Source organism: Micromonospora sp. WMMD737 (genome assembly GCF_049179055.1).
Classification (GTDB): domain Bacteria; phylum Actinomycetota; class Actinomycetes; order Mycobacteriales; family Micromonosporaceae; genus Micromonospora; species Micromonospora reichwaldensis.
Window position 1 is genome coordinate 2,831,098 of record NZ_JBMHMH010000001.1, and the last position, 21,199, is coordinate 2,852,296.

Sequence of the window (21,199 nt, forward strand, 5' to 3'; positions counted from 1 at the left end):
GGCTGCGCCGAGGCCGCACTGTGGGACCATGGGGCACGTGACTTCGACCTGGGTGGAACCCTCCAACACCGCGACGGCACTGCTGCTGCTCGGCCGGGGCAGCGACCCCGCCACGGAGCGCGGCGTCGAGTGTCCGGGTGATCTGCCGGCGCCCAGCGACCCGGACCTGGTGGCCCGGGCGACGGCGGCGAAGGCGGCGCTGGGCAGCAAGGTCTTCGTGCTGGGGCACCACTACCAGCGCGACGAGGTGATCCAGTTCGCCGACGTGACCGGCGACTCGTTCAAGCTGGCCCGCGAGGCGGCGGCCCGGCCCGACGCGGAGTACGTCGTCTTCTGCGGCGTGCACTTCATGGCCGAGAGCGCCGACATCCTCACCTCGGACGCCCAGAAGGTGATCCTGCCCGACCTGGCCGCCGGCTGCTCGATGGCGGACATGGCGGTGCTGTCGCAGGTCGAGACCGCCTGGGACGTGCTCACCGAACTGGGCATCGCGGCGGAGACCGTCCCGGTGACGTACATGAACTCCTCGGCGGACATCAAGGGCTTCGTCGGCCGCAACGGCGGCGTGGTCTGCACCTCGTCGAACGCGAAGCGGGCGCTGGAGTGGGCGTACGAGCAGGGGTCGAAGGTCTTCTTCTTCCCCGACCAGCACCTGGGTCGCAACACGGCGGTGCTGGAGATGGGCTTCTCGCTGGACGACTGCGTCCTCTACGACCCGCACAAGCCCAACGGCGGGCTCACCCCGCAGCAGCTGCGTGACGCGCGGATGATCCTTTGGCGCGGGCACTGCTCTGTGCACGGCCGCTTCACGCTGGACAGCGTGAACGACGTGCGGGAGCGGGTGCCGGGGGTGAACGTGCTGGTCCACCCGGAGTGCCGGCACGAGGTCGTCACCGCCGCCGACTTCGTCGGTTCGACGGAATACATCATCAAGGCCATCGAGGCGGCCCCGGCCGGCTCGGCGTGGGCGGTCGGCACCGAGCTGAACCTGGTCCGCCGGCTCGCGCTGGCCCACCCGGACAAGCAGATCATGTTCCTGGACAAGGCCGTCTGCTACTGCTCGACCATGAACCGGATCGACCTGCCCCACCTGGTCTGGGCGCTGGAGGAGCTGGTGGCCGGCCGGCTGGTCAACCAGATCACCGTCGACCCGGACACCGCGCACCACGCCCGGGTGGCGCTGGAGAAGATGCTGGCCCTGCCCGCGGCCGACACCCCGCCGCCCGCAGCGAGCTGATCACTCTCCGTAGCGGTATTGGCACGGAAATGGGTCCGATCACCGATTAGTACCCTCAGGGGCGATGTGACCGGGTCCATGATCGTCACCGAGGGCTATGCTGCCGGTGCGACGACTCACGCGGGCCGTTTCGACATGGCCGCATTCCGGGTAGCGATGACAATCGTGTGCCCCACCATCAACACGGCAGCACCGACGCGCTGGAGGTTGCGTTGACCGACGACGTCCTGGTCGTACACGGAGGTACTCCGCTCGAAGGGCGGATCCGCGTGCGCGGCGCGAAGAACCTGGTCTCGAAGGCGATGGTCGCCGCCCTGCTGGGTGACAGCCCGAGCCGACTGTTCGACGTACCGAAGATCCGCGACGTCGAGGTGGTCCGGGGCCTGCTCGGCCTGCACGGGGTCAAGGTCACCGACGGCGGGGAGGACGGCGAGCTCGTCTTCGACCCGGCGAACGTGGAGAGCGCCAGCACGGACCAGATCAACGTGCACGCGGGCTCCAGCCGGATCCCGATCCTCTTCTGCGGACCGCTGCTGCACCGCCTCGGCCACGCCTTCATCCCCGACCTGGGGGGCTGCCACATCGGGCCGCGCCCGATCGACTTCCACCTCCAGGCGCTGCGGGAGTTCGGTGCGACGGTCGAGAAGACCCCGGAGGGGCTGCACCTGTCGGCGCCGAACGGGCTGCACGGCACCAAGTTCGCCCTGCCGTACCCGAGCGTCGGCGCGACCGAGCAGGTGCTGCTGACGGCCGTGATGGCCGAGGGCGTCACCGAGCTGCGCAACGCCGCGGTGGAGCCGGAGATCATCGACCTGATCTGCATCCTGCAGAAGATGGGCGCGATCATCAAGGTGCACACCGACCGGGTCATCGAGATCCAGGGTGTGCCGAGGCTGCACGGCTACACGCACCGGCCGATCCCGGACCGGATCGAGGCGGCGAGCTGGGCGGCGGCGGCGCTGGCCACCCGCGGCCACGTCGAGGTGCTCGGCGCGCAGCAGGCCGACATGATGACCTTCCTGAACATCTTCCGCTCCGTCGGCGGTGAGTACGAGGTCACCGACGCCCGGCCGCCGAAGCTGGGCGACCCGGGCCAGGAGGGCGGGATCCGGTTCTGGCACCCGGGCGGCGAGCTCAACGCCGTGGCGCTGGAGACCGACGTGCACCCGGGCTTCATGACCGACTGGCAGCAGCCGCTGGTGGTGGCGCTCACCCAGGCCCGGGGCCTGTCCATCGTCCACGAGACGGTCTACGAGCAGCGGCTGGGCTACACCGAGGCGCTCAACTCGATGGGCGCCAACATCCAGGTCTACCGGGACTGCCTGGGCGGCACGCCGTGCCGCTTCGGCCGGCGCAACTTCAAGCACTCGGCGGTGATCGCGGGGCCGAGCAAGCTGCACGCCGCCGACCTGGTCATCCCCGACCTGCGGGCCGGTTTCAGCCACCTGATCGCCGCGCTGGCCGCCGAGGGCACCTCCCGGGTCTACGGCGTGGACCTGATCAACCGGGGCTACGAGGACTTCGAGGCGAAGCTGGCCGACCTGGGCGCGCACGTCGAGCGCCCGTAACGTCGACCACTCCCGTACGCGCCCGGTGCACCGCGATGTGCACCGGGCGCCGTCGTTTGGCTACCCTTTCCGCGTGCCGTCGCTGTTTCGCCGCAAGTCCTCCGACCTCGTCGACGAGGCCGTCACCCCGGTGACCCCCGACGAGGAGTCCACGCCCGCCCAGCCCCGGGGCTACACCCCGAGCAAGAAGGAGCTGGGCAAGGCCACCCCGAAGCGGCCGACCGCCGGCCGCCGGCCGGCCGCGGCCACCAAGCCGCTGACCAAGGAGGAGCAGCGGGAGCGCAAGCGCCAACTGCGCGCCGAGGCGGCGGAGGAGTTCCGTCGTGAGGGCGGCCCCCGCGACCGCGGCCCGGAGCGGCTGCTGGCCCGCAACGTGGTCGACTCCCGGCGTACGGTCGGCACCTGGTTCTTCGGTGGGGCGCTGATCGTGCTGATCGGCTCGAACGCCGCGATGCCGCCGGTCGTCCGCCTGGTCTCCAACATCCTCTGGGGCGCGCTCGCCCTGGGTGTGGTGGTCGACTCGCTCCTGATCTCGCGCAAGATCCGCAAGCTGGTCAGGGAGCGATTCCCGAACACCGGGCAGCGGATGGGCTCGCTCTACCTCTACGCCATCATGCGGTCGATCACGTTCCGCCGGATGCGCGCCCCCGCGCCCCGGGTGAACATCGGCGACCCGGTCTGAGCCTGCCGCTCCGACGGCCCCTACCGCAGCGCGGTACGGGGCCGTCGCCGTCAGGGCCCCCGGCGGCTGGACCTGTGGCGGCGTCACCGACTGCCGTAGAGCCGGGCCACCACGTCCTCGATGTCCGGCTCGACGATCGAGACGTCCCGCAGCGCGCCCAGCCCGGCCAGGGCCGCCACCACCTCGGCCACCCCCGCCGACTCCAACGCGAAGACCAGCCGGTGCCCGTCGGCCTCCTGCCGGTGCAGCGGCGCGCCGGGCAGCACCGGCGGCTCGGCCAGCGGTGCGTCCAGGTCGGCGACGAGCAGCCGGCGCGAGCCGTACCGCTCGTGCAGCGCGGCGATCGACCCGTCGTGCACCACCCGCCCGTGGTCGACCACCACCAGGCGCCGGCAGAGCCGCTCGATGTCGGCCAGGTCGTGCGTGGTGAGCACCAGCGTCGTGTCCCCGGTGCGGCCCAGCTCGCCGAGGAAGCCGCGGACCGCCTGCTTGCTGACCACGTCGAGGCCGATGGTGGGCTCGTCGAGGAAGAGCACCTCCGGGCCGTGCAGCAGCGCGGCGGTCAGCTCGCCGCGCATGCGCTGCCCGAGGGAGAGCTGCCGGACCGGAATGTCCAGGAAGGCGTCCAGGTCGAGCAGGCTCCGGCAACGGCGCAGCCGGGCGGCGTGCGCGGCGGCCGGCACCCGGTAGACGTGCCGCAGCAGCGCGAACGAGTCGCCCAGCGGCAGGTCCCACCAGAGCTGCGAGCGCTGGCCGAAGACCACGCCGACGCGCAGCGCGAGCCGGGTCCGCTCGGCCACCGGGCGCAGGCCGCACACGCGTACCTCGCCGGCGGAGGGCGTCAGCACGCCCGTGAACATCTTGAGCGTCGTCGACTTGCCGGCGCCGTTGGGCCCGATGTAGCCGAGCATCTCGCCGCGGGCCACCCGCAGGTCGATCCCGTCCACGGCGGTGACCCGCCGCTTCTCCCGCCGCAGCCGGCCGGTGCGCACCCGGACGGTGAACTCCTTGCGCAGCCCGTCGGCCACGATCACGTCCTCGCTCACGACCCCGTACTCCGGTAGTGGCGGATCCCGGTGCGCCAGGCCGCCGCCGCACCGGCGGCCGCGACCAGCGCGACGGCCGGCGCGGTCCAGCCGACCCACGCCGGCAGGCCGAGCGGGTCGGCGCGGCCGAGCAGCGCCAGCGCCGGGTGGTAGCTGACGAAGGCGAAGCCCAGGCCGTACGCGAACGCCGCGCGGAACCAGCCCTCGAAGACGGTGACCGGGTACGAGGTGAAGTCCCGCCCGCCGTAGGTGACCGAGTTGGCCAGCTCACCCGAGTCGACCCACCAGAACGAGACGGTGGCGGTGGCCACGAAGACCGACCCGAAGAAGACCACCCCGGCCAGCGGGGCGAGGACCACCAGCAGCGCCCGCGCCGGGGTCCACTCGACGCCGGCGGAGCCGACGGCGACGACCAGCACGGCCAGGCCGAAGACCGCCCGGGACACCTTGCGCAGCGGCAGGTCCATCAGCAGCAGCTGGGGCAGGGCGCCGAGCGGGCGGACCAGCACGGCGTCGAAGAGCCCGGTGCGCACGTACCGGGGCAGCCGTTCGATGTTGCCCACCAGCAGGTCGGCGACGGCGAACGCGCACGTCGAGAGGCCGACGACCACAAGCGTCTCGCGCAGCGTGAAGCCGCCCAGCTCCCGGGTGACCCCGAAGATCACCAGCACGGTCAGCACGTCGAAGACGGTGGACCCGACGTTGCCGACCACGTCGATGACGAACGAGGTCCGGTACGCCGTCTGTGCGCGTGCCTGCGCGCCGAGCAGCGCCCGGTACGCGGCCAGCGCCCCGCCCGACGTCTCAGCCACCCTGCACCACCAGGCGGCGTTCCGCGCGCCGCTGCACCAGCCGGCAGGCGGCCAGGATCAGCACCGCCCAGGCGAGCTGGAGGCCGACCAGCCCGACCTGCGTGCCGGTCGGGTCGCGCTCGACCAGCACGTCGAGCGGGGTCTGGAGCAGGCTCGGGAAGGGGGTGCCCAGCCACAGCACGAGCTGGAGCCACTCCGGCAGGAAGCGCAGCGGGAAGTAGAGCCCGGCGAGCACGCCCGACGCGAGGGTCCAGAGGAGCACCGGCCCCCGGACGTCCTGCAACCAGTACGCGGTCGCGTTGACCAGGAACCGGCAGCCGAAGCAGAGGACCACGGCGACGACGGCGGAGAACGCGAAGATCGGCAGGGTGGCCCAGCGACGGGGCACGTGGACCTCGAAGAAGAGCGGCCCGAGAAGCACCGGCGGCAGGAACCGGACCAGCGCGGCGTGGCCGGCGCGGCCCAGGTCGGCGGCGAGATGGCTGGTCACGGGGTGCACGGGCCGCAGCAGGTCGCTGGCGACGTCGCCGGTGCGGATCCGGTCGGCCAGCTCGGTCCAGCCCCAGAGCAGGACGACCGCCAGCAGGCCCTGGCCCACCCAGACGAAGGTGGCGAGCTGCCCCCGGTCGTACCCGGCCACCGTGCCGGCCGCGCCGACCGCCGCGAGCAGGACGTAGCACCGCAGGAAGCCGAAGACCGTGTTGGTCACGACGCCCGCCACCGACGCCTGCCGGTACGTGGCGTAACGGCGGAAGCCTGATCCGGTTATAGCCTTAAATGTCCGGAACCATAGGATAACGTTTGGGACGGTGGGCGGTGCCACAGTGGCGGTGAGCGAGCCCACGCCGCTACCCTCCTTCCGCAGCCACGCCGTACCGGAGGGCGACTCTACCGGCACGTGGAGCGCCCAGCGCGACAATTTCCAACGAGGTGACATCGCCGTGAGCGAGCGGACGCGGGCCGGCCACCGGGGCGCCGCCGTGAGCGGACGGACGCCAGCCGGGCACCCGGGCGCGCCCGCCTGCCAACGGCCGGCACCGGGCGTTCCGCCTACCCTCCGTGGCGACAGGGCAACCGGATGAGCCGCTACTACGACCACTGGCACGACTCCGGCGAACCGGCCTGGATGATCGAGCCCACCACCGAGTGGCACCCGCAGTTCCCCGGCCAGCGCTACGCGGGCGACATCGGCGTCGAACACGCACCGGCCGCGCCCCGGGGCCGCTCCGCCGTGGGCCGGGCCGAGGTGCCCCCGCTCGCGCCCACCCGGCCGGACGGGACCTACATCGGCCGGTCGTGGGACGACCTGCCCGACGGGCGGCCCGGTCGGCAGGACGCGTGGCACGGCCAACCGGACGGCCCCGACGCGCGTCGGTACGGCGACGAGTCGTACCGACGCCCGCCCGCCGAGCCGCGCCGGCCGGACGACCGGCAGTGGCCGCCCCGGCAGGAGCCGCCGCACCGCAACGACCGGGGTCAGTTCGACGCCCCCGGCCGGCCCGTCGACTCCCCCCGACAGCGCGACCACGCCGGTCCCGACCGCTACGACAGCCGCACCCCCCGCTACGAGCCGGCCGGGCGGGACCGCCCCGTCTTCCCCGCCGGCCGGCCCGAGCCGGGCTGGCTCCCGGAGCCCGACGAGGACACGCCGTCCCGCCGCCCCGCGGCGTACGAGCGCCCGGACACCGGCTACGACCGCCGGCAGGACCCGGGCCACGACCACCGACCCGGGCGCGTTCACGACCGTCCCGCCGCGTCCGGCCACGACCGCCGGGCGGAGACCGTCGACGACCGCCAGGCGGACGCTGACGGGCGCCGCTACCAGTGGGCGGCCCCTGCCCCGGAGCCCCGCCCCTCCGACGGCCAGCGTGAGCGTCCGGTCGACGGGCAGCGGGAGCGTCCTTCCGGCTCTCAGTGGGGGCGTCCGGCCGCCGCGCAGCCGGAGCGCTCCGCCGACTCGCAGTGGGACCGCGGCCCCGTCGGACGGGGCCGCGAGGCCGGCGTACCTGCGGACGGGTGGCCGCGCCCCGACCGGGCCCCCGCCGGGCAGCAGGCGCCTCCGGACGGCCAGCGGCCGCAGCAGGAGCCCGAGGAGCGCTGGCGGGCGCACGAGGCGGCACGGGCCGAGACGTACCCGGAGCGGGGACCGCGCGGGGTTGCCCGGCCCGACGCCCCTCGCCAGGCCGAGGCGTACCGGGGACACCCGCAGCAGGACGGCGGCCTGCCCTGGCCTCCGGCCGGCCCCCTGCGGCCCGGCTCCGACCGGAACGCGGCGCGCCGCGCCGAACCCCGCCCCGAGCACCGGCGACCGACCGACCGCCCCCAGGACGCCGCGACCCCGCCGCTCCCGCCCGGGTACGACCAACGGCCGCAGTCCCCCACCTACGGCGCCCCGACGACGTCCGGGCCGCAGGCCCCCGGACCGGCGGGCTTCCGGGCCCCGGCCGGGGACGTTCCGCCGCCGGGCCGCCCCGTCTCCCCCGCGCCGGCCCGCGACCTGCCACGCTCCGACCGGCCCGACCCGACCGCGCCGGTCGACGGTCGGCCGGTGTCGCCTGCCGGTCCCCAGTCCGGGCCTGTTTCGCCTGCCGGTCCGGTGTCACCCCTCGGGCCCCTCTCCGGGCGGACGTCGCCGGCGGGTCCCGCCCCGGCCCCGGCGTCGCCGGCGGGTCCGACCATCAACCGCCCGGTCTCGCCGGCAGGCCCGGACGTCCGCCACCCGGTATCGCCGGCAGGCCCGGACGTCCGCCACCCGGTATCGCCGGCAGGCCCGGTGGATCAGGTGGTCGGGCGGCCGGTGCCGCCAGCGGGTCCGGCCACCGGCCACACGCCCCGCCCGGCCCCGGAGGACGACGCCGCGCCGATCTCGGCGCCTCCCGCCGCCCGACCGCGCCTGGAGTTCCTGCCAGCGCCGGAGGCGACCGCCAGCAGGGTGTCCGGTCCGGCCCCGGAGACGGCCACCGACGCGGCCCGGCAGGCGACTGCCAGCGCGGTGCCCGGACCGGCCCCGGAGACGACCGCCGACACGGCCGGTCCGGCCCGCCACACGACAGCCAGCACGGCGCCCGGTCCGGCCCCGGCACACCCAGGACCGGCCCGGCCGGACGCACCGACGCCGCGCCTGGGCACCGGGCACGGCGAAGCCCGGTCCGTGACCCAGCCCCCGGCCCCCACGCCGTCCGGGCAGCCGTCCGCCACCCCTCCGACCGCACCGCACGGCTCGCCGGAAGACCCGGGAGCCGCAGGCACGGCCAGGCAGGACGTCCCGGCACCGCAGGCGCCCATCGCGCCCGACAGACCCAGGCGGTACGTCCCGCCACCGCCGAGCGGCCCGCCCACACCGGCCGCCCCGCCGCCTCCCCAGGCACCTACCCCGAGCGGACCGGACGCCTGGTTCCGACCGTCCCGGCCCGTGGCACCTGCCCCGGTCACGCCTGACGGGTCTCGGCCGGCCGGCCAGGCTGACCCGCCCCCGACCACCACGCCTCCCCCGACCACCACGCCGCCCCTGGGCGGCACGCCAGCGCAGAGTGGCACGGCAGCGCAGAGTGGCGCGGCAGCGCAGAGTGGCGCGGCAGCGCAGAGTGGCGCGGCGGCGTCGAGCGGCGTGTCAACTCCGAGCAGCACGGCCCCATCGAGCGGCGCGCCGGCATTCAGCGAGGTGGCGGCCCCGAGTGGTACGGCACCAAGCGGCACGGCGGCTGCAAGCGGGGTGTCGACTCTCCACAGCGCGTCGGGCGTAGACGCCGTGCCGACCCGTGGGCTCGACGGGTCGGTCCCGAATCCTTCCGACGGCGGTGCCGCCTCGCCCGAACCTGCCACCTCGTCGTCGGCGAGATCCACGTCACCGTCTCACGACCACCCGGAACCGCCGACCGAGGTCGCCCCGGCGGAATCGGCCCCGGTCCCGCCGGCCATCCCACCGGCATCCGGCCCACGGGTCGTACCGGCGACAGCGCCGGCACCGCCCGCGTCCTCGATTTCCGAGCAGGTGTCCGGTCCGGCCGCTGAGCCGACATCGCCCGCGCCCACCCTTCCCGCGCCGGTACACGGTTCGCCCGCTGGGCCAGCGCCTTCCGCACCCGACCCGGTGTCCGGTCCGCCCGCCGGCCCGACCTCCACGCCTGCTCCGACGTCCCCTGCGCCTACCGTCCCGACGCCGCCGACCGTTCAGGAACCGACGCCGGCGGACCCGACGCCGTTCGCCGTCCCGCCGGAGCGGCCGGTCTCCGCACCACCCGCGTCGTCCGTCCCCGCAGCGCCCGCACCGCCCGTGCCCGCGCCGCCCATCCCCGCACCGTCCACGCCGCCTGTGCCCGCGCCCGCACCGCCGCCCGTCTCCACGCCGTCCACGCCGCTGGTGCAGAGCAACTCCGCAGCGCCCGTCTCCGCACCTCCTGGGCAGACCGACTCCGCGCCGCGCCCGGTCTCCGCAACTCCTGCCCGGCCCGTGTCGGCACCACCGTCCGGCCCGCTGGTTACAGCGCCGGTCGTACGGCCGGTACCGGAAGCACCGACGGCGGCAGCCCAGACACAGCCGGCCGGGCCCGATCCCGTTACGGCGAATGGAACCGCCCCGAAGGCAGCGGCACGGTACGAATCAGCGCCGCCGACCTACCCGAACGCGGCGGGCACGGACACGTCGGCCCCGCGCATGGACGGGCACGCCACCACTCCCACGCGCGAACCGGTCGAGCGGACGCTGAACGACCCGGCTGCGCCCACCGGTGGAACACCATGGTTGTCACCGAAGGCTTTTGACACCCGTGGTGTTCCACCCACCGCGGCCGATCCGCGTTCCGTGTCCGCTCCGCCCGTCGACGCTGCGGCACCGGTGTCCACAGCGCCGGTCTCCCCCGTCGCCGGTCCTCCGGCCGAGGCGGCGGAGGTGTCCCGGGCCGGTTCTGTCGGGCCGGCCGCCGGGACGAGCGAGCCGGTCCCCGCCGCACCGGCCCCGCGTCCTGTCCCGGCGCCACCGGCCCAGCCCGTCGCCGCGCCGCCGGTACCGCCTGTTTCCGGGCCGCCCGTCGCGTCAGATCCGTACGCGCCTGCGCAGGACGCGTCCGCCACTGCCGCGCCACAGGTCGACGCGGTGTCGGCCCCGCCGGGCGAGCCGGTCTCCGCTCCGCCCGCCGCGTCGGCGCCGCCCAGCGTCCATGGCGCGTCGTCGCAGGTGCCGCAGCCTGTCACCGCAGCCGCCGCAGACCTCGTGCCGGCCCGGCCCGTTTCCGCGCCGCCGACAGCCTCGGCACCGCCCACGGACGCCTCGCCGGTACCGCCCGCCTCCGAGCCGTCAACGCAGCCGGTGTCCGCGCCGCCTGTCGCCCCTTCGCCCGACGCGGTGCCCTCTCTCGCCACGCCGCACGCCGCCACGCCGCTCGGTGGACAGGTGCCACCGACGAGCGCGGAACAGCCCTCCGTGCCCCGCACCGCCGAGCCAGCCATCGCCGCGACGAACACCACCGAACCCCACGCCGTCGGAGCCAGCGCCGCCGAACCACTGGCCACCGAACCGAGCACCACCGGACCACTGGCCACCAGAGCGAGCACCACCGAGTCACGGGCCGCCGGACCAAGCACCACCGGACCACGGACCACCGAACCGAACACCGCCGCAGCACGGACCACCCAACCGAGCACCACCGGACCACTGGCCACCGAACCACGGACCACCCAACCGAACACGGTCGGACCACAGGCCGACGGACCACAGGCCGACGGACCACGGGCCGACGGAGCACGGGACGCTGACGTGGGCAGCGGCGAACCAAGGGCCACCGGGATGCCCGTCGGGTCGCGGGACGCCGGGCACCAGAGCGCGGCGCAGGGCGATCCGGAGCAGGTGCTGGCGAGCTACCGGTGGCGGCTCGATCCGGCCACCCTGCGGGAGGTCGTGGAGGAGCCGGACGAGTTCCGGACCATTCGGCGGCGGCTGACCGAGAAGCTGGGCGCGGCCGTGGACAACAAGTCGCGCGCCCGGCTGCTCAGCCTGCGGGCGGTGGTGTCCCGGATCCTCGGCGAGCTGGACGATGCCCTGGCGGACGGTCGGCTCGCGCTCACCTACGCCGAGGCCACCGGGGAGCTGCGGCGTACGGCGGTGGCCCAGGCTCGGCTGGCGCACGTGTTGCGCTGGCGCGGCGAGTTCGTCGAGGCCGACCGGCTCTTCGCCGAGGCGAACTCCACGGAGTTGCCACAGCGGCTGCGCGCGGTGCTGCACGAGCACGCCGGGCGGTCCTGCTACGACCAGGGCCGGCTGATGGAGGCCTGTCACCACTTCGAGCGCGCCCTGGACCTGCGTGGCACCGAGGACCCCGAGTTGCAGGCCCGGATCCGGCTGAGCCTGGACGCGGTGGCGGAGCGGGTCGCGGAGACGGGCTTCGGGCCGTACCCGCGCAGCCGCGAGGAGGTGCTGGAGCGTGACCGGCCCCCGATGCCGGCCCGCGACGGCGACCTGTGGGGTTTCTCCGACCCGGACGGCGACCTGGTCATCGCGGCCGGGTACGCGGAGGCGCAGCCGTTCCGCGACGGGCTGGCCTGGGTGCGGCGCCCCGACACCGAGCGGTGGTCGCTCATCGACCGCGCCGGCGCCGTGGTGCTCGAACCGTCGTACCCGGTGGTCCGCTCGTTCTCCGACGGGCTGGCCTGGGTGTCCGACGGCGGCGACGCCGGCTGGGTGGCGATCGACGCCACCGGCGAGGTGGTCGTGCCGCACGGCTTCGCGGACGTACGCCCGTTCCAACGCGGCGTGGCCGTGGTCCGCCGCGACGGCTGGGGTGCGGTCGACCGCAACGGCCGGATCGTGGTGCCCACCCGGCACCACGGGTTCGCCACCGTCCTGGCCGACGGCCGGTACGTCGACGGCTTCACCGAGGAGGGGCTGGCCGTGGTGGAGGTGGCCGGCCGCCGCGGCGTGGTGAACCGGGCCGGGAAGGTGCTGGTGGCGCCCAGCTATCCGGCGCTGGTCGTCCACCCGGTCGCGTTCCTGGTCGGCGACGGCACGGGCCGCTGGGGCGCGCTCGACCGCCGGGGCGAGCCGCTCATCGAGCCGGTGCACCGCGACCGCGACGAGGTCGTCGCCGAGATCGAGCGGCTGCTCGTCGACACCAGCCCCGTGCTCTGAGCGACACGGCGGCCCGCCACGAGGGGTGGGCATGATCCGAACGGGCTAGGGTCGACTCATGGAATTCCGTCACCTGGGCCGTTCCGGCCTGATGGTCAGCGAGATCTCGTACGGCAACTGGATCACCCACGGCTCGCAGGTCGAGGAGGACGCGGCGTTCGCCTGCGTCCGGGCCGCCCTGGACGCCGGCGTCACCACCTTCGACACGGCCGACGTGTACGCGGGCACCCGCGCCGAGGACGTGCTGGGCCGCGCGCTGGAGGGCGAGCGGCGCGAAGGGCTGGAGATCTTCACCAAGGTGTACTGGCCCACGGGGCCGGGCCGCAACGACCGGGGCCTGTCCCGCAAGCACATCATGGAGTCGATCAACGGCTCGCTGCGCCGGCTGCGCACCGACTACGTGGACCTCTACCAGGCCCACCGGTACGACCACAGCACGCCGCTGGAGGAGACGATGGAGGCGTTCGCCGACGTCGTGCACTCCGGCAAGGCGCTCTACATCGGCGTCTCCGAGTGGAAGGCGTCGGAGATCCGTGAGGCCCACCAGCTCGCCCGTGAGCTGCACATCCCGCTGGTCTCCAACCAGCCGCAGTACTCGATGCTCTGGCGGGTCATCGAGTCCGAGGTCGTCCCCACCAGCGAGGAGCTGGGCATCGGGCAGATCGTCTGGTCCCCGATCGCGCAGGGCGTGCTCTCGGGCAAGTACCTGCCGGGCCAGCCGCCCCCGGCCGGCTCCCGGGCCACCGACGAGAAGTCGGGCGCGGGCTTCATCTCCCGGTTCATGACCGACGAGGTCCTGACCCGGGTGCAGCGGCTCAAGCCGCTGGCCGAGCAGGCCGGGCTGAGCATGGCGCAGCTCGCCGTCGCCTGGGTGTTGCAGAACCCGAACGTCTCCTCGGCGATCGTCGGCGCCTCCCGCCCGGAGCAGGTGCACGACAACGTCAAGGCGGCCGGCGTGAAGCTCGACGCCGAACTGCTCAAGGCGATCGACGAGATCGTCGACCCGATCGTCGAGCGCGACCCGGCCCGCACGGAGTCCCCCGCCGAGCGCCCGTGACGCGTCCCGGCCCGGGCCGGCCCGCACCAGGGCCGCCCGGGCCGGACCGTGCCACCCACGGGCCACCGCACAGCGCCACGACGGGCCGCCCGGTCCGCGCCGCCAGGCCGGTCGTGCCGTCAGGCCGGGTCGTGCCGGCGGGGCGCGGGTCAGCCCTGCCAGAAGCGGATCAGGTCCAGGCCGAGGGCGTAGAGCCACGGGGGCAGGCCGAGGAAGTCGCCGACGGCGAAGACCGCGTCGAAGAACCAGCCGCCGATCCGCGGGTTCCACAGCAGCGCGAACAGCAGGATGAAGCCGAACGGGGCGAACAGGTCGTACATCCTGCGCCACTGCGGGTTCAGCCACGGCTGGATCATGTTGCCGCCGTCCAGGCCGGGCACCGGGAGCAGGTTGAGCACGCTCGCGGTGAGCTGGAGGAACGCCAGCAGCGCCACGGCCGCCCAGAACTCGACCGGCCCGCCGCCGGCCGCCCCGAGGCGTACGGCGAGCACCAGCACCAGCGTGAACAGCACGTTGGCGGCCGGGCCGGCGAGGCTGACCAGGGTGTGCCGCAGCCGCCCCGGGATGGCGTGCCGGTCCACCCAGACCGCCCCGCCGGGCAGGCCGATACCGCCGAGCAGCACGACCACCACGGGCAGCGCGATCGACAGCAGCGGGTGGCTGTACTTCAGCGGGTTGAGCGTCAGGTAGCCCCGGTGGGCGACGCTGCGGTCGCCGGCCCGGTAGGCGACGACGGCGTGGGCGTACTCGTGCAGGCAGAGCGAGACCAGCCAGCCGGACACGACGAAGAGGAACACGTCGAGCCGGACGTTGCCGAACCCGTTCCAGGTGAGCACCCCGCTGGTCACGAAGAGCGCGACCAGGGCGAGGAAGACGGGGCTGGGCCGGAACGCCGCCCGGGGCACGCCGAGCACCAACGGCTCGCCCCCCGGGCGGTCGCCGGCCATCACTCCGCCGGAGGCAGCAGGCTCATGCGGTAGTCCACCCGGTCGTCCTCCACGAGCGCGACCGAGGTGACGCCGGACGCCGCGAGCTCCCGCCAGGCCTGACCGATCCAGGACTCGGCGTCCGCCTGGCTGCTGAACGACTCCGCCGGCCCCTCGACCGACTCGCCGTTCGCGCCCTCGTACCGCCAGCTCCACGCCATGCCGCGTCTCCCCTCGCCGCTGATGTCCCGTGGGACGAACCCCCGCCAGCGTAGTCGGCCGGGCGCGGAGCGGCCCGACATCCGTACGCCGGGCAGCCGGCGCAGGGTTCCCGGGCCCCTGTCCGGGTATGGGCCTCCTGACGCGCGACGGGGCGGTCGCCGACCGCCGACGGGCCTGGAGGAGGCGACGATGGACGAACCGCTGCACGACAAGGACACCGAGGCGCTGCGGGCGATGGCGGTGCGTGGCGGCATCGTGGGAGCCGCGCACATGGAACGGGAGGACCTGCTGGACGCCCTCGTCGCCCGCCCCGGGGAGGGCGCCTGGCAGGAGGACCCGAAGCCGGCGGCGGTCAACCCCAACGACTTCCAGTACCAGACACCCCGGTAGCCCGCCGCCGCCCCGCCGGGGCGGCCAGCCCCGCTCCGCCGGGCCGGTACGGTGTCGCGGTGCTTACTCGGGGAGTGGTGCTCAGCGACCGGTACCGGCTGGACGACCGGGTGGCGATCGGCGGCATGGGCGCGGTCTGGCGGTGCACCGACCTCATGCTGGAACGTACGGTGGCGGTGAAGGCGCTGCTGCCGGCGTTGAGCGCGGATCCCGAGTTCACGGCCCGGTTCCGGGCGGAGGCGCGGATGCTGGCGGCGCTGCGCCACCCGGGCGTGGTCGCCGTGCACGACGTCGGCCGGTCCGTCCTCGACGACGCCAGCCAGGTCGACTACCTGGTGATGGAGTACGTCGACGGCCAGCCGCTGAGTTCCTGGCTGCGGCGCGCCGGGCGGCTCGACGCGGCGTCGACCATGTCGGTGGTGGCGCAGGCCGCCGAGGCGCTGCACACCGCCCACCTCGCCGGCATCGTGCACCGGGACGTCAAGCCGGGCAACCTGCTGGTGAAGGGCGACGGCCGGGTGGTGCTCGTCGACTTCGGCATCGCCCGCTCCGGCACCACGGCGGGCATCACCGCCGCCAACGTGATGCTCGGTACCGCCTCGTACATGTCGCCGGAGCAGGCCGCGAACCAGCCGGTCTCCCCGGCGACGGACGTCTACGCGCTCGGCGCGGTGGCGTACTTCTGCCTGACCGGCCAGCCGCCGTTCGACGGGGACAACCCGCTCCAGGTGGCGTTGCGGCACCTCCAGGAGGAGCCGCCGCCGCTGCCGCCCGACATCCCGGCGGCGGTGGCCACGCTGGTGCGGCGGGCGATGGCCAAGCGCCCCGGCGACCGGTTCGGCGACGCGGCGGCCATGGCCGACGCCGCGGCCGAGGCCCGCGACGCGACCCTGGCCGTGGTGCCGACGTCCGCCCGTCCGCCGTGGGCCGTCGCCGGCCCGACCTCGGCGGCCCCCGCCGCCGCGCGACCGGACCAGGGCAGTACCCCGGCCGGTGACACCGTCGCGCCGGCCCCCGCCGGGCCGGTCGCCCCGCCGGATCCGTGGGCGCCGCTGCCGCCCGTCGCCGCCCGGCATCCGGGACCGGCGACGGGAAGCGACGCCCGGGGACCGGTCCCGCCCACGCGGGAGGACCCGGTCGTGCCGCAGCCGGCACGGCGGCACCGGGCCGCGCTGCTCGGCTCGGCGGCCACCGGGCTCGTGGTGCTGGTCGGGGTGGCCGCGCTCGCCCTGGCCCCCGACGACGGCCCGGCCGGCGGAGACGTCCCGGCGGCGCTGACCGGCGAGTCCGCGGCGGCGGGTCCGTCCGGCGCGGCGGCCGACGACGGTACGGGCCGGTTGCGCGTCGAGCCGACGCCGGGTGCCACCCGCGCGACGGCGTCGTCGTCGGCGTCCCGCAGTCAGTCGGCGTCGCCGCCCGGGCGCTCCCCGGTTCCGACGGCGGGCAGCGGCGAGCCGACCGCGACCGCTCCCGGCGGACCCGGCCCCGGACCGACGACCGGCCAGCCGGCGAAGCCGAACCCGTACACGCCGGTCGAGGCGTGCGGCAGCGGGTACCGGGTGATCGACTCGGCCCCGCTGACCGTCTCGGGCAGCCGGAAGGGCAGGGTCTACCTGCTCTACCAGGCCGGCAGCGGCAACAACTGCGTGGTCACGATGAAGGAGACCGCGGTGGGCACGGCGACGGCCGCCTCGGCGTGGCTGGAGGTGCGGGGCCGGGCCCGCAGCACCGACAGCGGGTCGTTCTCGTACTACGCGGGGCCGGTGCGGGCCAGGGCCGCCGGGGTGTGCGTGAAGTGGGGCGGGTCCACCGGCGGGGCCAGCTACGGCAGCGGTTTCGAGCACTGCGACTGAGCGCGGCCCGGGGGTGCCCCTGCCCGCGGCGGTGACCGGCCGGCCGCCGCGGGGCCGGGCCGGTCGTACCCCGCACCTCCGGGGGGCCGCACCCGGGCGCTGGCTCTAAAGTACGGGCATGTCCGTTGACGGGTGGAACACGGTCCTGGTGCTTGGCGGTATCCGGTCCGGAAAGTCCGAGTTCGCCGAGTCCCTGGTCGCCGACGCGCCGACGGTCCGCTACGTGGCCACGGCCGCCGACGCGCCCGCCGACGACGCGGAGTGGGCGGCCCGGCTGGCGGCGCACCGCGAGCGCCGACCGGAGACCTGGACCACCGAGGAGACCGCGGCCGACCCGCGCCGCCTCGCGGACGTGCTCGCCTCCGCCGGGCCCAACGAGACGCTGCTCGTCGACGACCTCGGCGGCTGGGTGACCGTGCTGCTCGACCCGGCGCACCAGCCGGCGGACGACACCGCCACCATCGCCGAGCTGGCGGCGGCGGTGCGCTCCTGCGCGGCCCGGCTGGTGCTGGTCAGCCCCGAGGTCGGGCTCTCCCTGGTGCCCACCACCCCGCTCGGGCGGGCCTTCACCGACGCGCTGGGCGCGGCCAACCGGGCGGTCGCCGACGCCTGCGACGCGGTCGTCCTCGTGGTCGCCGGCCAGGCCGCCTGGCTCAAGCCGGGCGCCACGCACCCGGCCACCGTGCCCGCACAGCCCCGCCCCGCGCAGGCCGGGGCCGCGCAGGCCGGGGCCGCGCAGGCCGGCCGGGCGCAGATCGGCGCCCCGGGCGTTCCCGGCGGCGCGGGCTCCTCCGGCGGCGCGGGCGGGTCGGTGGCCGCGTCGGAGCCCTCCCCGGACGTGTCCACCCCCACGCCGCCGCCCGCCCCGGACGCGGTGCCCGGCGCCGAGCCGACCGGCACCGCCTGGGCCGCCCCGACCATGGCGCTGCCGATGGTCGCCACGGGCCTGGTCATCCAGCCCGGCATGGAACTGCCCATGCCCGACGAGTACGCCGGTCCGCAGGCGATCGAGCGGCTCGCCACCCTGGACGTGCCCGGGTCGGGGCTGGGCGTGCTGGAGCGGGCCGTCGGGTTCGCCGCCGCCACCCAGGGCACCGTCACCCCGGCCCCGTGGGGCCGGGTGCGGGTGCTGCTGCTGCACGGCGACCACCTCGGCGACGCCGCCGCCGGCACCGTGGAGGGCGAGTCGGCGCGCCGGGCCCGGCAGACCCGCGCCGGGCAGGGAGCGCTGGCCCGGCTGGCCGCCGAGAGCAGCGCCGAGCTCCAGGTGGTGGAGGTCCCGTCGTCCGCACCGATGGAGACCGAGCCCACGCTGACCGGCGAGCAGGTCGAGGTCGCCCTGCGCTACGGCTGGCGGCTCGCAGAGGAGGCCGCCGACGCGGGCGTACGACTGCTGGTGCTCGGGGCGTGCGGTGCCGGCACCGAGGCCGCCGCGGCGGCGGTGCTGGTGGCGACGGCGGGCGCCGAGGCGCCGGCGGTGCTCCGCCGGGTGGTCACCGACTCGGGCGAGATCGACGACGCGGCCTGGATGCGGCGGTGCGCGGCGGTACGGGACGCGCTGCACCGCACCCGGAACTCGCCACGCAGCGCCAAGGACGTGCTGGCCGAACTGGGCGGCGGGGACGTCGCCGTGGCCACCGGCGTGCTGCTCGGCGCCACCGCCCGCCGGCTGCCGGTCATGCTCGACGGTCCGGTCGGGGTGGCCGCCGCCATGGTCACCCGCGACCTGGCCGGGCAGGCCCGACACTGGTGCCTGCTGGCCGACCACGGCGGGCACCCCGCCGTGCAACTCGGCGCCGACGTGCTCGGCCTGACCCCCCTGCTCGACCTGCGGCTCGACCTGGGCGAGGGCGCGAACGCGCTGGCCGCGCTGCCGCTGCTGCGCTCGGTGCTGGCGCTGGCCGCAGCGCTGCCGGCCCACCCGTCGCTCGGCGGCGGCGAGGACGACGAGCCGGACACCGCGCCGGACACCGACGAGCCCGACTTCCGCGAGCCGGAGCCCGCCGGACCCGGACCGACCAGCACCGAACCCGAATTCCGCGAACCGGAGCCCGCCGGACCCGGACCGACCAGCACCGAGGCCGACCTCCGCGAGCCCGGCGGCGCCGGGCCGGACACGGAAGCGGTGGACCCGTCCGGCCGGCGTGCCGGCTGAGTCACGGCTCGCCGACGGGGCGCGGCTGGCGCTGACCACCTTCACCACCCTGCCGGTACGCGCCGGCCGCGTCGACCGGTCGGTGGCGGGCACGGCGATGGCGCTCGCCCCGGCGGTCGGCGCGCTGCTCGGCGTCGTCCTCGCCGGCGTCCTGCTGCTCCCCGGCGCGCTCGCGCCCCCGCTGGTGGCGGCGGCGGTGACCGTCGGCGCCGGGGCACTGCTCACCCGGGGGCTGCACCTGGACGGGCTGGCCGACACCGTGGACGCGCTGGGGTCGTACCGGCGCGGGGACGCCGCGCTGGAGATCATGAAGAAGCCGGACGTGGGCCCGTTCGGGGTGGTCGCGCTGGTGGTCGTACTCCTGGTGCAGGCGGCGGCCCTCGCGGAACTGGCGGGACGGTCGTGGCCGGCGGCGCTCGCGGCGGTGGTCACGGCGACCGCCGCGGGCCGGTTCGGGGTGGCGGTGGCCTGCCGGCGCGGGGTGCCGGCCGCCCGCCCGGAGGGGCTCGGCGCGCTGGTCGCGGGCACCGTCGGGCCGGTCGCCCTGGCCGCCGGGGCGGTCGCCGTCGCGCTGCCGGCGCTCGCGGCCGTGCCGGGCCGCCCGTGGCAGGGGCCGCTCGCCGTCGCCGTGTCCCTCGCCGTCGCGGTGGGGCTGCTGCGACACGTGGTACGCCGGCTCGGCGGCGTCACCGGCGACGTGCTCGGCGCGACCGTGGAGGTGGTCACCACGCTGGTCTACCTGGGAGTGGTGCTGTCCGGCTGAACAGGGCGCACCGCGCCGGGTAGCGTTCTCCCACGACAGCACCGGCGCGGCCAACCGGGGGACGACATGCTCATCACGGACGACTTCCTGCCCGTACCGGTTCCGGAGTCGCTGAGCGCGACCTACCTGGTGCCCATGACGGGGCTGCCGAAGGTGAGCGCGAAGACGGCGGTGGCGCGGCTCACCGGCCGGCTGGCGGAGCCGGTGCACGGGCTGGCGCGGCACATGCTCGACAGCCCGCTGATGAGCGTCGACACCCGGCCGATCGCCGAGTTCCCCGAGCTGCCGCCGGACCTGCTCACCGCGTTCGGCGCCACCGAGGCGCAGCTGGCCCGGCTGGCCGCCGCGAGCCACCTGGTCGTGGTGCAGGCCGAGTACCGGCCCGGCTGGCCGCCGGCCCACGAGTGGGCGGCCCGGGCGGTGGCCGCCGCCGTCGCCGAGTCCGTCGACGGCGACGTGGTGGACGTCTTCGGCCTGCAGTTCCTCGACCCGGCGACGGCGCTGCGCTCGCTCCCCGACGACCAGGGGCGGATCCGGCTGGTCGACTGGGTGCTGGTGCCCTACTCCTCCGACGCCGAGGGGCTCTGGTTCACCACGAAGGGGCTGCGCCGCTTCGGGCTGCTGGAGTTGCAGACCCAGGGCGTGCCGGACCACCTGACCCGGGCCTGGGGCGCGGTGATGACCGGGGCCGCCCGGCGGCTGCTGCGGGACTGGACCGACGGGCTCTCCGGGGAGGAGGTGCCGGCGTTCGTGCAGTTGCCGGTGCTGGCCACGGTGACCGGGCACGACATCGCGGTGGCGTACGGCAATCCGGAACAGCACGGCGCGACGGCGCCGGTGCTGCTGCGCCTGGAGCTGGACCCGGCCACCGACCCCGACGCCGACTCGTTCCTCAGCCTGCGCCCGCCCGCCGGGCACCCGGGGCCGGACGGCCGCTACTACGCCGCCGCCTGCGCCACCCTCTTCGCCGGCATCCAGCCGGACGTGCGTTACGCCCGTTCAGGCGACGCGATGAGCAGGGCGGTCGCCACCGCCCGGGCCGGGCTGGGCGACATCCGGGCCCGGTTCCTCGCCGGCCAGCTCCCGCCGGAGACGCAGCTCGTGGTCAAGTACGGCCTGCCCGGCGACGACGGCCCCGAGCTCGTCTGGGCCGGGGTGACCTCGTGGGACACCCCGGAGCGGATCGTGGCCGCCAGCGCCTGCGACGCCAACACCGACCCGAGCGTGCGCATCGGGTCCCCGGTCGTCGTGGAGGCCACCGACGTCGTCGACTGGGCCGTCCTGGACGGCACCGGCGTCATCGAGGGCGGCTGGACCCAGGCCGTCCTCGACGCCGGCGAACGCCCCCACCCCCCACTCTGACTCGGA

The 21,199-nt window shown here is 75.6% G+C and carries 16 protein-coding genes and 1 pseudogene; 10 read left to right on the forward strand and 7 right to left on the reverse strand.

All coding sequences use genetic code 11. The features are described 5' to 3' along the window. The first annotated feature begins 37 nt into the window (after positions 1–37). The 3 genes from nadA to ACN27A_RS11430 all read left to right on the forward strand — a co-directional run bounded on the left by nadA (position 38) and on the right by ACN27A_RS11430 (position 3,487). Complete coding sequence (nadA, locus tag ACN27A_RS11420; protein WP_421452316.1) at positions 38–1,237, forward strand: quinolinate synthase NadA; 1,200 nt, start codon at positions 38–40, stop codon at positions 1,235–1,237. A gap of 212 nt (positions 1,238–1,449) precedes the next feature. Then, a complete protein-coding gene (gene murA, locus ACN27A_RS11425) occupies positions 1,450–2,805 on the forward strand; it encodes a UDP-N-acetylglucosamine 1-carboxyvinyltransferase (protein WP_334605958.1) in 1,356 nt (451 codons plus the stop codon). 73 nt (positions 2,806–2,878) lie between these two features. Beyond that, entirely contained in the window at positions 2,879–3,487 is a 609-nt protein-coding gene (locus ACN27A_RS11430) for a DUF3043 domain-containing protein (protein WP_421452319.1), read from the forward strand. Positions 3,488–3,570: 83 nt separating this feature from the next. Here ACN27A_RS11430 and ACN27A_RS11435 read toward each other — a convergent pair whose 3' ends face one another. The 5 genes from ACN27A_RS11435 to ACN27A_RS11455 all read right to left on the reverse strand — a co-directional run bounded on the left by ACN27A_RS11435 (position 3,571) and on the right by ACN27A_RS11455 (position 11,030). Further along, positions 3,571–4,533: an ABC transporter ATP-binding protein gene (locus ACN27A_RS11435; RefSeq protein ID WP_421452322.1), complete on the reverse strand. Its 963-nt coding sequence runs from the start codon at positions 4,531–4,533 to the stop codon at positions 3,571–3,573. Further along, entirely contained in the window at positions 4,530–5,345 is an 816-nt protein-coding gene (locus ACN27A_RS11440; protein WP_421452325.1) for an ABC transporter permease, read from the reverse strand. The genes ACN27A_RS11435 and ACN27A_RS11440 overlap by 4 nt, the downstream gene beginning before the upstream one ends. Further along, positions 5,338–6,189: an ABC transporter permease gene (locus ACN27A_RS11445; RefSeq protein WP_421452328.1), complete on the reverse strand. Its 852-nt coding sequence runs from the start codon at positions 6,187–6,189 to the stop codon at positions 5,338–5,340. The genes ACN27A_RS11440 and ACN27A_RS11445 overlap by 8 nt, the downstream gene beginning before the upstream one ends. A gap of 1,934 nt (positions 6,190–8,123) precedes the next feature. Further along, positions 8,124–8,405, reverse strand: coding sequence for a hypothetical protein (locus ACN27A_RS11450; RefSeq protein WP_421452330.1), 282 nt, complete (start codon positions 8,403–8,405; stop codon positions 8,124–8,126). A gap of 1,554 nt (positions 8,406–9,959) precedes the next feature. Further along, positions 9,960–11,030, reverse strand: coding sequence for a hypothetical protein (locus tag ACN27A_RS11455; RefSeq protein ID WP_421452333.1), 1,071 nt, complete (start codon positions 11,028–11,030; stop codon positions 9,960–9,962). A 136-nt stretch (positions 11,031–11,166) separates the two neighbouring features. On the opposite strand from ACN27A_RS11455, the pseudogene ACN27A_RS11460 reads away from it, so the two are divergent. After that, positions 11,167–12,465, forward strand: a pseudogene (locus ACN27A_RS11460) (WG repeat-containing protein); the annotation flags it as partial. A 58-nt stretch (positions 12,466–12,523) separates the two neighbouring features. Further along, positions 12,524–13,522, forward strand: a complete 999-nt coding sequence (locus ACN27A_RS11465) for an aldo/keto reductase family protein (protein ID WP_421452334.1) — start codon at positions 12,524–12,526, stop codon at positions 13,520–13,522. Between the two features lie 149 nt (positions 13,523–13,671). Here ACN27A_RS11465 and ACN27A_RS11470 read toward each other — a convergent pair whose 3' ends face one another. After that, positions 13,672–14,469 (reverse strand): site-2 protease family protein, encoded by a 798-nt coding sequence (locus ACN27A_RS11470; RefSeq protein WP_421452337.1) that lies wholly within the window; start codon positions 14,467–14,469, stop codon positions 13,672–13,674. Further along, positions 14,469–14,669, reverse strand: coding sequence for a hypothetical protein (locus ACN27A_RS11475; protein WP_132236111.1), 201 nt, complete (start codon positions 14,667–14,669; stop codon positions 14,469–14,471). Before ACN27A_RS11475 ends, ACN27A_RS11470 begins: the two co-directional genes overlap by 1 nt. Positions 14,670–14,859: 190 nt before the next feature. Between ACN27A_RS11475 and ACN27A_RS11480 the strand changes: the two genes are divergently transcribed. From ACN27A_RS11480 to ACN27A_RS11500, 5 genes are all read left to right on the forward strand, one after another. Further along, positions 14,860–15,060, forward strand: a complete 201-nt coding sequence (locus ACN27A_RS11480; RefSeq protein WP_121400450.1) for a hypothetical protein — start codon at positions 14,860–14,862, stop codon at positions 15,058–15,060. Between the two features lie 59 nt (positions 15,061–15,119). Further along, the gene (locus ACN27A_RS11485) at positions 15,120–16,913 is read left to right on the forward strand and encodes a serine/threonine-protein kinase (protein WP_421452341.1); all 1,794 of its coding nucleotides are present in this window, start codon (positions 15,120–15,122) and stop codon (positions 16,911–16,913) included. Positions 16,914–17,031: 118 nt separating this feature from the next. Beyond that, entirely contained in the window at positions 17,032–19,068 is a 2,037-nt protein-coding gene (locus ACN27A_RS11490; protein WP_421452343.1) for a bifunctional adenosylcobinamide kinase/adenosylcobinamide-phosphate guanylyltransferase, read from the forward strand. After that, on the forward strand, positions 19,058–19,831 hold the full coding sequence (gene cobS / locus ACN27A_RS11495) for an adenosylcobinamide-GDP ribazoletransferase (protein ID WP_421452345.1): 774 nt from the start codon (positions 19,058–19,060) through the stop codon (positions 19,829–19,831). The genes ACN27A_RS11490 and cobS overlap by 11 nt, the downstream gene beginning before the upstream one ends. Before the next feature lie 66 nt (positions 19,832–19,897). Continuing rightward, complete coding sequence (locus ACN27A_RS11500; protein ID WP_421452348.1) at positions 19,898–21,193, forward strand: DUF2314 domain-containing protein; 1,296 nt, start codon at positions 19,898–19,900, stop codon at positions 21,191–21,193. Positions 21,194–21,199: the final 6 nt, after the last annotated feature.